This is a genomic window from Nocardia sp. NPDC058497 (assembly GCF_042720195.1).
GTDB lineage: Bacteria > Actinomycetota > Actinomycetes > Mycobacteriales > Mycobacteriaceae > Nocardia.
The window spans coordinates 1-11,335 of sequence record NZ_JBHXMY010000025.1; the positions used below are offsets into that span (position 1 = coordinate 1).

10 protein-coding genes are annotated in these 11,335 nt (G+C 68.5%); 6 read left to right on the plus strand and 4 right to left on the minus strand.

What is annotated here, in order from left to right:
• From ACFWPJ_RS03405 to ACFWPJ_RS03415, 3 genes are all read left to right on the plus strand, one after another.
• Window positions 1-734 (plus strand): hypothetical protein (locus tag ACFWPJ_RS03405; RefSeq protein ID WP_378846543.1); only part of this gene is annotated, 734 nt, incomplete at its 5' end.
• Complete coding sequence (locus ACFWPJ_RS03410) at window positions 734-1,576, plus strand: hypothetical protein (RefSeq protein WP_378846546.1); 843 nt, start codon at window positions 734-736, stop codon at window positions 1,574-1,576. The genes ACFWPJ_RS03405 and ACFWPJ_RS03410, both read left to right, overlap by 1 nt.
• Window positions 1,573-3,435 (plus strand): serine/threonine-protein kinase, encoded by a 1,863-nt coding sequence (locus ACFWPJ_RS03415; protein ID WP_378846549.1) that lies wholly within the window; start codon window positions 1,573-1,575, stop codon window positions 3,433-3,435. Before ACFWPJ_RS03410 ends, ACFWPJ_RS03415 begins: the two co-directional genes overlap by 4 nt.
• Here the strand turns inward: ACFWPJ_RS03415 and ACFWPJ_RS03420 are convergent.
• The gene (locus ACFWPJ_RS03420; protein WP_378846552.1) at window positions 3,398-4,054 is read right to left on the minus strand and encodes an FHA domain-containing protein; all 657 of its coding nucleotides are present in this window, start codon (window positions 4,052-4,054) and stop codon (window positions 3,398-3,400) included. The genes ACFWPJ_RS03415 and ACFWPJ_RS03420 overlap by 38 nt on opposite strands.
• Before the next feature lie 152 nt (window positions 4,055-4,206).
• Here ACFWPJ_RS03420 and ACFWPJ_RS03425 point away from each other — a divergent pair, with 152 nt between their 5' ends.
• The 3 genes from ACFWPJ_RS03425 to ACFWPJ_RS03435 all read left to right on the plus strand — a co-directional run bounded on the left by ACFWPJ_RS03425 (window position 4,207) and on the right by ACFWPJ_RS03435 (window position 7,733).
• Window positions 4,207-5,193 (plus strand): diiron oxygenase, encoded by a 987-nt coding sequence (locus ACFWPJ_RS03425; protein WP_378846554.1) that lies wholly within the window; start codon window positions 4,207-4,209, stop codon window positions 5,191-5,193.
• 91 nt (window positions 5,194-5,284) lie between these two features.
• A complete protein-coding gene (locus ACFWPJ_RS03430) occupies window positions 5,285-6,631 on the plus strand; it encodes a lipase family protein (RefSeq protein ID WP_378846557.1) in 1,347 nt (448 codons plus the stop codon).
• A gap of 58 nt (window positions 6,632-6,689) precedes the next feature.
• Window positions 6,690-7,733: an alpha/beta fold hydrolase gene (locus tag ACFWPJ_RS03435; RefSeq protein WP_378846560.1), complete on the plus strand. Its 1,044-nt coding sequence runs from the start codon at window positions 6,690-6,692 to the stop codon at window positions 7,731-7,733.
• Window positions 7,734-7,804: 71 nt separating this feature from the next.
• Here the strand turns inward: ACFWPJ_RS03435 and fadD5 are convergent, their stop codons facing one another.
• From fadD5 to ACFWPJ_RS03450, 3 genes are read right to left on the minus strand one after another with little or no spacing between them, the layout of a single operon-like run.
• Window positions 7,805-9,379 carry a fatty-acid--CoA ligase FadD5 gene (fadD5, locus tag ACFWPJ_RS03440; RefSeq protein WP_378846563.1) on the minus strand — a complete coding sequence of 525 codons (1,575 nt, stop codon included), beginning with the start codon at window positions 9,377-9,379 and terminating at the stop codon, window positions 7,805-7,807.
• A 20-nt stretch (window positions 9,380-9,399) separates the two neighbouring features.
• Window positions 9,400-10,206: an enoyl-CoA hydratase gene (locus ACFWPJ_RS03445; RefSeq protein ID WP_378846565.1), complete on the minus strand. Its 807-nt coding sequence runs from the start codon at window positions 10,204-10,206 to the stop codon at window positions 9,400-9,402.
• The gene (locus tag ACFWPJ_RS03450; RefSeq protein WP_378846568.1) at window positions 10,203-11,189 is read right to left on the minus strand and encodes an NAD(P)H-dependent flavin oxidoreductase; all 987 of its coding nucleotides are present in this window, start codon (window positions 11,187-11,189) and stop codon (window positions 10,203-10,205) included. Before ACFWPJ_RS03450 ends, ACFWPJ_RS03445 begins: the two co-directional genes overlap by 4 nt.
• Window positions 11,190-11,335 lie beyond the last annotated feature (146 nt).

Here is an 11,335-nt window from a genome sequence, read left to right on the forward strand (position 1 = left end):
ACCCCAACATTCCCGACATCGAGACCAACCCCAACATTCCCGACATCGAGACCAACCCCAACACCCCCATCATCCCAGGCGACCGAACAACCGACCCAACGCCCGACCCAACGACCGAACGACCCAACGACGGACGCGACGACCGACCCACCGACCGACCCAACGACGGACCAGGCACCGGACCCCGCGACGGTCGGGCCAACGATGCCGACGGGTCGCAGCAGCAGCAGGACCGGCCGCATCAACAACCGCCCGGGGCCCCGCCGCACCACCCCCAGACCCCACATCAGCGCGAACCTGTCGAGCTCGCACTGATTCCTTTGCTGGTCGCGCCGGGCTACGAGGTGCCCCCGCCGACCGTGGAGAACGCCGGGTTCGAGCTCACCGCGCCGGCCGTGGCCCAGGGTGAAAACATTTCCGGAATGGGCTACGGCTGTCCGGCCGGAGCCGAGGTGGATGTGGCCATCGGCGGCGTACCGGCCGGGACGACCGTCGCCGATGACCGCGGCGCGTTCCAATCCACGCTGGATATGGGAACGGTCCTCCCGGTCGGCCGCTACGAGGTCACCGCTGCCTGCGGACCTGTGCTCGCCGCGGCGCTGGACGTCGTGCTCGCCAGCAATGTCGACGCCGCGACTTCCACTCTCACCGTGATCATGTTCTTCCTGCTTATCGGAGTTTTCGTCTATGTACGGAGGCTCCTGAGCCCGCCGCCACGACCAGAGGAGCGATAGTGAAAACCATTGGAATACTTATCGCGCTGGTCGTATTCAGCGTGTTCGCGCCCGCATCGGCGCACGCGGCGGCGGAGGGTTCCGTCAGTCTGGCGGTCAGTATCGACGGCCGGGAAATCGCCACGGCGACCGAGGCCGATCCGATTCGCTTGGACCCCAACGGTTCCGCGGAAGTGGAGGTGAGTGTCACCAATGCGGGCAGCGAGCCGGTCACCGTCCGGCGCATCGATCTGTCCGGCCAAGTGGTAGGTCTCACGTTCTACTCGTTCGGCACGTCAGTGAATCGGACGGTCTTGCCGAACTCGACAGAGCGACTGAGCTATTCGCTCGACCTTTCCGGGTTGTCCGAGCAGGCGACAGGATTGATCAGCGGATCGGTGACCGCATACGACGCCGACGACAATGTACTGGCCGGTGCGAAGACCGTCACCGATGTGCGTGGCTCGCTGAATTCGGTCTACGGCCTGTTCGGGCTGGCGCTGTTGATCCTCACGGTGCTGGCGATCGCCGACGCGGCGCTGACAGTCGCCAGGCACCGGATGCCGCCCAACCGCTGGCAGCGCGGCATGCGCATGCTCGCGCCGGGACTCGGCATCGGACTGGTGCTGGTGTTCTCGCTGTCGGCATTGCGAGTCTGGATGCCGAGCCCCGAACGGTGGGGGATCGTCGCGCTGCTGTTCGCAGGCGGGTTCTTCGTCCTCGGCTACCTCACCCCGACACCGACGACCGCCGAAGAGGAGGCGGCCGAGCTGGAGGAGGAAGAGGCCGCGCTCGAGGAGCTCGACGAGGAGGACAGCGAGAAGCGGACCGTGCCGCTCGATGCCGAGGCGCCGAGCCGATGACCCCCGACCCGAAAACCACCGTTGCGAAGACCGCCGAGATCGACCCGGTGGCCGCGGCACTGCCCGCCTACGAGATCGGGGGCCAGTTGGGCAAGGGCGGCTGGGGTCTCGTCCTGGCCGGTCGGCACCGCAGGCTGGACCGCCCCGTCGCCATCAAGCAACTCCCCCCGGCGTTCGCGGCCGACCCGATCGTGCGGCGGCGATTCGTCTCCGAGGGCCGGCTGCTCGCTTCGCTGGACCATCCGCACGTCGTTCCGGTCTATGACTACGTGGAAACCGAAGAGATGTGCCTGCTGGTCATGGAGCTGTTGCCGGGCGGAACCGTGTGGAGCCGATTCACCGGCGACGGGTTCGACGCGCCGTCGGCGGTCGCGGTCGCGCTGTCGTGCGCGGCGGGGCTGGAGGCCGCCCACGTCCACGGCATCCTGCACCGCGACGTCAAACCGGAGAACCTGATGTTCGCCGCCTCCGGCGCGCTCAAGGTGACCGACTTCGGCATCGCGAAAGTGGTCGGCGGCGACGAGACCATGGCCACCAAGACCGGCGAGGTGATCGGCACGCCGTCCTACATCGCCCCCGAACAGGCTCGCGGCGGGGAGTTGACCCCGGCGACCGACGTCTACGCGCTGGCGACGATGCTCTACGAATTGCTCTCCGGCTGCTTGCCCTTCCCCGCCGGGGAGAATGCGCTCGCGACGCTGTTCATGCACGCGTTCGACGAGCCGACGCCGTTGGGTGAGGCCGCACCGAACATCCCGGAGCACCTCGCGGAGGTTGTCATGCGCGGTCTGGCCACCGATCCGGCGAAGCGGTATCCGACCGCCGAAGCGTTCGGGGTTGCCCTCGCCGAGGCATCCACGGAGCCATGGGGGCCGGGTTGGCTGTCCGCCCAGGGCATCCCGGTGATGGGTGCGGAGACGATCTCCGCCGCGGCCCGCACGACCGGCCCGATCTCGCCGACCGTCATCGACGGCGCGGCCACGCGCGGGCCGACCGCACCCGCCGTGCGACCCGTACCGGGCCAGCGTGCGCAGGGCGTGCGGCTGGCCGAGGTGGACGAAGCCGACCTGGTTCCGGTCAAAGAAGTGATCACCTTGCCTTCGCCACGGGTGCCGCTGCTCGCCGCGGGGGGCCTGGCGCTGATGGCGCTCGCCGTCGCGTTGATCGGCGTCGGCTCGCCGAGCACCGGCGGAACACTCCCGCCGGGAGCCGCCACCGTCGGCGGCGTCGACCCCGCCTCCGGCGAAACGATCCCGGTCGACCTGAACCAACCGGTGGTCGTCACCGCGGTCGGGCCCTCGGCCGCCGCCACGGCCGAGCTGCGGCTGAAGGTGCTGGGAGCCACGGTGGCCAAGCAGAGCGCGCCGATGGCCCCGGAGCCCGGCCGCAGCGTGGCCACGCTGCCAGCGCTGGGCGGGCAGCACCTGGTCGCGGGCGAAGTGACCGGTGAACTGACGGTGACCGAACCGGGCGCGCCGACGAGCACATCGAGCTTCCCGGTCAAGACGGCGCAGCCCGCGCTACCCACCGCCGCGGCGGTCGGCGTCGGGGCGCTCATCCTGTTCGCGGTCGCGTATCTGGAGTCGTTCCTGCGCTCGCTACGCCACCGTCGGCGTCGGGTATCCGGCGGTGTCGGCGTTCCCGTGAGCGCGGGTGTGCTCGCGATCGGCTTGGTGGGCGCCGCGTGGATTCTGTTCGGCAGTGCGCCCACGATCGCGACTGTGGTGACCGCGGCCGTGGTCGGGATGCTGGCCGGCGTCGCGGCAGCCATCGGCGCCTGGCGCATCGGACAGCGCCGACGCTATCGCCGCAAAGAGCAGATCAAGGAGCAGGCTCGGATTCGAAGTCGTGTTCGTTGACGATTCCACTGTTCATGGCTCGCTCGACGAGTTTGGCCCGCTTCTGATTCTGTGGGAGGTCCTCGACACCGAACTTTCCGAACAGCGCGCGCAGATGGGTCTTCACCGTCTCGGTGCTCACGAACAGTTCCTTGGCGATCTGCTGATTCGATGCCGGGGTGGCATAGGTGGCGTTGTGCTGGAACGGCCTGCACAACGCGACCAGCACCCCCTTCTGCGCCTCCGTCAACGAGCGCCGCGTCGGAAGGCCGGAGGAGTCCCGGGCTTGGGTTTTCGCACAGCTCGCCCGGCGGCCATGGTCCAGATAGGACAGCACCGTGTTGCCGATCTGGATGCTGTCACCGGTTTGCAGTCGATGACGCCCGGCGAGACGTTCTCCGTTGACGAAGGTGCCGTTACGCGACAGCCCGTCGTCGACGATGGTCCACTGTCCGCCGATCCACTCCACCGTCGCGTGCAGCCGCGACACCTGACCATCGGCGGTCAGGGTGATGTCGGCCAGCGATGATCGCCCGACCGTGATCCGCGGCGCCTCGGCAGACAGTGTCAAAGCCCGGCGATGCCCTTGATCGTCGACATATGTGAGGCGCGGCTCGGTGAAATTGGAAGTCACGGCCATTCCCCCTCGATGGGTGGAGCGGAGCCCGGACTCTCATCATTCTAATGCCTCCCCCAAGCCCCCTGCTGCCTGTGCAGGCGCCACACCCACTTGTCTGAGACCCCGAGTCTCATATAACGTGCAATCTGCGCCACACAAAGGAGACATCGCCGATGCTGTCGACAACTGCCAAGAACACCGCAACCGATCCCGAATACCACGAGATCCTGCGCAACCTGTCCGAAGGCTCGGTGAACCGGCACTTCGATCCGTACGTCGACATCGACTGGGATTCGCCGGAATTCGCCGTGCATTCCGACGATCCGCGCTGGATCATGCCCGACGAGGACCCGCTGGGCCGCCACCCCTGGTACAAGGCGCAGCCGGTCGACAAGCAGATCGCCATGGGCATGTGGCGCCAGGCCGGGATCGCCAAGGTCGGCCTCGATTTCGAGCAGCTGCTGATCCGCGGGCTGATGCAGTATCTGGTCTCGGTGCCCAACGGTGATCCGGAGTTCCGGTACGTCACCCATGAGGCTGCCGAAGAGTGCAACCACACGATGATGTTCCAGGAGATGATCAACCGGATCGGCTACCGCGATGTGATCGGCATGGGCCCGATCGACCGCAAGCTGACGATGATCATCTGGCCGGCGGTGAAGTACTTCCCGGAGCTGTTCTTCACCATGATCCTCGGTGGCGAGGAGCCGATCGATCACCTGCAGAAGTCGCTGCTGCGCGGCGGGGTGGACATGCATCCGATGGTGCAGCGGGTCATGCAGATCCATGTGGCCGAGGAAGCGCGGCATATCTCGTTCGCGCACGAGTACCTGCGCAAGAACGTGCCGTCCATGAACCCGATCACGAAAACCGTGCTCTCGGTGGCGTTCCCGATCGCCATGCGCGTGATGCTCGACATGATCGCGACGCCGCCGAAGCAGTTCGTGGAGAAGTTCGGCATCCCGGACGAGGTGATGCGCGAGGCCTACTGGGGCAGCCCGGCATCGCAGGCCACCAAGCGTGACGTCTTCGCCGACGTGCGGGCGCTGGTGGAGAGCACCGGCATGATGAACCCGCTCGCCAAGCTCACCTGGCGCCTGCTCGGCATCGACGGTCCGGCCTCGCGCTACCGCAGCGAGCCCGCACGCAGAGCCGCCTGACCGGCAACGATCCGCCCCGACGGGCCGGTCACCGCGACCGGCCCGTTTTCCCTGTCCCGCACACCCGCGTGCCATCCCCTGGAGTACACCGTTGACTGCCGACCACGCCCGCTCGCGCACCGAGAGCTGGCCAGCGCCCGCCTTCGCGACGCTGCCCGACAACGACCCGTTCTATCAGCCGCGGGCCGGATTCGAGCAGCTCGCCGAGGGCACGGTCCTGCGGTGGCGGCCGGTCGAACTGGCCGCCTTCGGGTTGATCCCGCTGAAGGTGACCGCGTGGCAGTTGCTGTACCGCACGACCGACCTCAACGGGAAGCCCGACGCCTCGGTCACGACCGTGATCGCGCCCGCGGACATGGGGCCGGAGACTCCGCTGCTGTCGTTCCAATGCGCCATCGACGCCGTGTCCTCGCGCGGGTTCCCGTCCTATGCGCTGCAGAAGGGCTCGCGCGCGATCGGCACCTTCGCCCACGTCGAACTCCTGTGCTTCGTCGACGCGCTGACCAGGGGCTGGGCCATCTCCATCCCGGATCACGAGGGCATGCTCGGCGCGTGGGGCGCCCCGCGCGAACCCGGCTACCGCGCCCTCGACGGCATCCGCGCCGCGCTGTCGTTCGCACCGCTCGGCCTCGATCCGCGGGCTCCGATCGGGCTGTGGGGCTACTCCGGTGGTGGCCTCGCGACCTCGTGGGCCGCCGAGATGGCGCCCGACTACGCACCCGAACTCGACATCGCCGGTGCGGTGCTCGGCTCGCCGGTCGGTGATCTGGTGTCCACGTTCCACCGGCTCAACGGCAGCCTGCACGCCGGACTGCCGACCCTGGTCGTGGCCGCGTTGCGCCGGGTGTATCCCGCGTTCGACGCCGTCATCGCGAGCGTGGTCGACGACGCGGGCCAGGCCGTGCTCGACAAGGCCGCACGCTCGACCACCGGCGCCGCGGTCCTGCGGCTGGCGCGCTACGACGTCGACCGGCACACCTCCGTCCCGCTCGGCGAGCTGCTCGCCCTCGCCGACATGGCCGCCGTGTTCGCGGACGCCGAACTGGGTACCAGGGCGCCGGCCGTGCCGCTGCTTGTCGTGCAGGCCGTGCACGACCAGATCATCGCGACCGCCGATATCGACGCGCTGGTCGACCGCTATCGCGGCCACGGTGCGCACGTCACCTACCTGCGTGACCGGCTCAGCGAGCACATCACGCTGCTCGCGTTGTCGACGCCGCTGAGCCTGAACTGGCTGTCCGACCGGTTCGCCGGGCAGACCGTGACGCCGTCGCGGACGCAGACCGTGTGGAGTGTGCTCGGCCTGCCCGCGGGCCGACGCGGCCTCGCCGGTCTCGCTCGCGCCGCCGCGCAGGTGCTCTTCGCGCGGCCGCTGACCGGCTCCGCGACCCGGCCCTACCGGAGCGGGAAGGCCGACGCCGCCCGCCGTGCGGCGTGACGACTTGATCTGGTGACAACTGCCGTCCGGCAGCAGTGGTGAAGTAAAGGGGATTGTGGTGGTGGCGATTGTTGCCGACGCACAGCGCGCGGTGCGCAATGTGTGGTCCGTGTCGTTCGGCGGTGGGCTCGAGTCGTCTCGGCCCGCGCCGTCGACGACGATCTACCAGGGGAAGCACCGGCACCTGAAGCGGTACGACCGCACGACCCCGGCGACCGGGAATCCGGTCCTGCTCGTGCCACCGCTGGCGGTGACACCGGCGTGTTTCGACCTGCGGCCGGGGCAGAGTCTGGTGCGGTTCCTGCTCGACCAGGGCAGGCAGCCGTATGTCATCGACTACGGCCGATTCGGTTACGCCGACCGCGATCTCGGGCTCGAGGACTGGACCCACGACATCCTGCCCGAGGCCATCCTCCGGGTCGCCAACGAACACGACGGCCCGATCGACATCATCGGCTGGTCCCTCGGCGGCGCCATGGCCCTGCTCACCTCGGCCGCCAACCCCGACCTGCCGATCGCCTCGATCACCGGCCTGGCCACCCCGATCGACCAGGCCCGGACTCCGCTGCTGCAGCCGCTGCGCCTGGCGGGCCGGATCACCGGCGGCCGGGAGATGGCGCTGGCCACCCGGCTCATGGGCGGCATCCCGCAAGAATTCGTCCAGCTCGGTTTCCGGTTGCAGGCCTTCGACCGGGAACTCGCCCGGCCGATGTTCCTGGCCCGCAACGCCTTGGACACCGAGGCGCTGGCCCGGATGGAGGCGACAGACCGCTTCATGTCCAGCATGCCGGGCTATCCTGGTCGCTCGTTCTGGCAGATCTACCGCAGTCTGGTCGTGCGCAACGAGCTCGCGAGCGGCTCGATCCGGGTGCGCTCCGACCTGGTGATCGAGCTGGCCAAGGTGACCTGCCGGGTGCTGCTGGTCGGCAGCCGCACCGACATGGTGGTGCCCGCCACCGCCGTGCGGCGCGGGCTCGAGATCCTGCCGAACGCCGCCGAAACCCGCTTCGTGGATGTCCCCGGCGGCCACCTCGGCCTGCTCGCGGGCCCGGCCGCCGCCGACACCACCTGGCCTGCGATCGAGGACTTCCTCGGCAGCTGACCAGGTCCACCCAGCCGAAAGGTCCCGGCGACGCTGGGAGTGGCGTCACCGGGACCGTGTCATCGGCTCGCTCAGCTGCCGGCGACGGGCGCCGAACCGTGCAGCTTGCGCAGTTCGTGCTTGACCACCTTGCCGCCGGCATTGCGCGGCAGGGTGTCCACCACGACGAGGTCTTTCGGGTGCTTGTAGCGGGCCAGGTGGGCGTTGAGGTGCGCTTCGAGATCGGCGAGGCTGATCGCGTCGGCGTCCTCGACGGCGACGATCGCCACCGGCACCTCGCCCCACTTGTCGTCGGCCCGGCCGATCACTGCCGCCTCGCGGATGCGGGGATGGCTGAAGAGCACGTTCTCGACCTCGGCGCAGTAGATGTTCTCGCCGCCGGAGATGATCATGTCCTTCTTCCGGTCGACGACGTAGACGAACCCCTCGTCGTCCCGGCGGACCAGATCTCCGGAGTGGAACCAGCCGCCGGCGAACGCGTCGGCGGTGGCGCGCGGGTTGTTCCAGTACTCGCGCATCAATGTCGGTCCTCGATAGACGATTTCGCCGATCTCGCCCGGTGCCACATCGTTCATCTCGTCGTCGACGATCCGGGTGGCGATGGTCGGGATCGGCTTGCCGACCGACCCCAGCTTGCGGATCGCGTCCTCGCCGTCGAGCACACAGGTGATCGGCGACATCTCAGTCTGGCCGAAGACCGCCACATTGAGGGCGTCAGGGAAGGTCTCGGCCATGGCGCGCAGCACCGTGTCCGAGGCGGGCGCCGCGCCCCAGCTGATCACCCGCAGCCGCAGATCACGCTGCGGCACCGAGGGATCGGCGCAGACGATCTGCCACTGGGCCGGGACCAGGAACACAGAGGTGGCGCGTTCGCGCTCCCACGCGTCGAGGACCTCGGTGGCGTCGAAGGCCTTGAGCGGATGGATCACCGTCAGCGCGCCGAGCACGAAACAGGATGCGATGGAGCCCAATCCGGCGATGTGGAACAGTGGCGACGCGCAGAAGGCGATGTCGTCGGCGCTGTAGCGCATGGCCCGGATACAGGTCAGCGCCTGGGAGTTCATATTGAGGTGGGTCAGCACCGCGCCCTTGGGGTTTCCGGTCGTGCCGGAGGTGTACATGATCAGGGCGGCGGTGTCCTCGGTGACGTCACGCGGCTCGTGCGGTTCGCCCTCCTCGGCCAGCAGGTCGTCGTAGCCGAGCAGGCCCTCACACGTGCCTACGCCGACCACGATGCGGGTGTCGAGGCCACCGGTCTGGCCCGCCACCGCGGTGACCAGCGGGGCGAACATCGCCTCGGTGATGATGGCGGTGGCGCCGCTGTCGGTGACCAGGTAGGCGATCTCGGGCGGGGTGAGCCGGAAGTTCACCGGGACCGCGATGGCGCCGAGAGTATTGATGGCGAACACCGATTCGATGTACTCGGTGTTGTTGAGCATCAGGATCAGCACGCGATCACCGGGGCCGATACCGCGCCGCGCGAGTGCGTCGGCGAGCTTCTGGACTCGCTCGTGCAGCTCTCGCCAGGTAGTGGTCTTGCCGAGGTAGCGCAGCGCGGGCGCGTCGGGAATGGCGGTGGCGTGGATCGCGATCTGGTTCATCCAGTGATTGCGTCGCGAGCGCATCGGTTCTACGGCAGTGGACATCGTCGTCTCCTTGACGGGCGCTAGGCCGGGTCGGCGATCGGGCGGGGAGCGTCGGCGAAATGCGGGGCGCGGCGGGTCAACATCGCGGTCATCCCCTCCAGGAAGTCGGCGGAGGTCAGCAGTTCGACCTGCCCGTCCTTCTCCCGTGTGAGCGCGCTGTCGAGTTCGGACAGAGTCGCCGCGTTGATCGCGGCCTTGGTCAGTTCCAGCGCGCGCCGCGGCCCGATCGCGAGCTTGGCGGCGATGGTGTCGACGTAATCGGTGAGTTCCGCGGCGGGCACGCACCGGGTGATCAGCCCTGCCGCGGCGGCCTCGGTGGCGGGCAGGCGGCCACCGAGCAGCGCCATCTCCGCGGCCCGCGCCCGTCCCATCGCGGCCGCCACCAACGCCGTCGCGCCGCCGTCCGGCATCAGACCGATGGAGGTGAACGGCAGCAGCAGGTAGGTGCTGTCGGCGGCATAGACGAGATCGGCGGCCAGGGCGATCGAGGTGCCCACACCGGCGGCGGGCCCGTTGATCTGGGCGATCACCGGCAACGGGGAGTCGACGATCGCGCGGATCACGCCGTTGGCGGTGTCCATCACCACCTCCGGCGTCGCCTCGTTGCCGCCCGAGGCGGCTGCGGCGGCGAGGTCGGCGCCGGTGCAGAAGGCCTTGCCCGCGCCGGTCAGCACGATCACCCGGGTGCTCGGCTCGTCGGCGGCCGCCGTGATCGCCGCGGACAGTTCGGCCATGGTCGCGAGGTCGATCGCGTTCATCCTGGCCTGGCGATCGATCGTGATGCGCAGGACGCCGTGTTCGGCGTCGACGTGCAGGCTCTCACTCATCGCGCCACCGCCTCGACGATCGTGCCCGCCAGCCGGCCCGCGATGAGGTCCTCGGCCTCGCGCACGATCCGCGCGACGAGGTCGCCGCAGGTGGGGATGTCGTGGATCAGGCCCTGGCACTGGCCGACGCTCCAGATTCCCGCGTCGACGTCGCCGTCCTCGTAGACCTTGCGTCCCCGCGCACCGGCGACGAGATCGCGCACATCGGCGAAGGTGCCGCCGCCGCGCTCGATCTCGACGACCTGGCGGCTGACGGCATTGTCGGCGACCCGGGCGGTGTTGTTCATGGTCCGGAAGATCAGCTTCGTGTCGAGCTCGGTATTGGCGACGATCTTTTCCTTGACCGAGTGCGCGATCGGTGACTCGACGGTGCACAGGAACCGCGTTCCCATGTTCACCCCGTCCGCGCCCAGCGCCATCGCCGCGACCAGGCCGCGAGCGTCGGCGATGCCGCCCGAGGCGATCATCGGGATCTCCAGCTCACGCGCCGCCGCGGGGATCAGCACCAGCCCCGGCGTGTCGTTCTCACCGGGATGACCGGCGCATTCGAAGCCGTCGATGCTCACGCCGTCGACGCCGACCTGCTGCGCCTTGAGCGCGTGCTTGACGCTGGTGCACTTGTGCAGCACCTTGATCCCGGCATCCTTGAGAAAGGGCAGGTGGGTGGCCGGATTGCCGCCCGCGATCTCCACGATCGGGACCCCGCCGTCGATGATCGCCTGCCGGTACTCCTCGTACGGCGGGGGAGTGATGGACGGCAGGATCGTCAGATTCACCCCGAACGGCTTGTCGGTGAGATCCCTGGTCCTGGCGATCTCCTCCCGCAGCGCCTGCGGCGTCGGCTGCGTCAGACCCGTGATGATGCCGAGCCCACCCGCCTCCGAGACCGCGGCGGCGAGTTCGGCTCGGCCGACCCACATCATCCCGCCCTGCACGATGGGGTGCTCGACACCGAATGCCTCGGTGAATCGGGTGCGCAGCATCGCGCTCTCCCTCCGGATTCGAGGGGTGTGCCCGGAGTAGGGGTTAAAACCCCGACTGGCGATATAAACGTCGAAGTGATAGAGTATTTATATATTATAATAGAAGTCTATTGCTGAGGAGGGAAGTAGAGGGAGAGAATAGGAGG

Coding starts and splice junctions, on each gene's coding strand:
- ACFWPJ_RS03415 (WP_378846549.1), top strand. CDS start 1,573: ATGACCCCCGACCCGAAAACCACCGTTGCGAAGACCGCCGAGATCGAC.
- ACFWPJ_RS03420 (WP_378846552.1), bottom strand. CDS start 4,054: ATGGCCGTGACTTCCAATTTCACCGAGCCGCGCCTCACATATGTCGAC.
- ACFWPJ_RS03425 (WP_378846554.1), top strand. CDS start 4,207: ATGCTGTCGACAACTGCCAAGAACACCGCAACCGATCCCGAATACCAC.
- fadD5 (WP_378846563.1), bottom strand. CDS start 9,379: ATGTCCACTGCCGTAGAACCGATGCGCTCGCGACGCAATCACTGGATG.
- ACFWPJ_RS03445 (WP_378846565.1), bottom strand. CDS start 10,206: ATGAGTGAGAGCCTGCACGTCGACGCCGAACACGGCGTCCTGCGCATC.
- ACFWPJ_RS03450 (WP_378846568.1), bottom strand. CDS start 11,189: ATGCTGCGCACCCGATTCACCGAGGCATTCGGTGTCGAGCACCCCATC.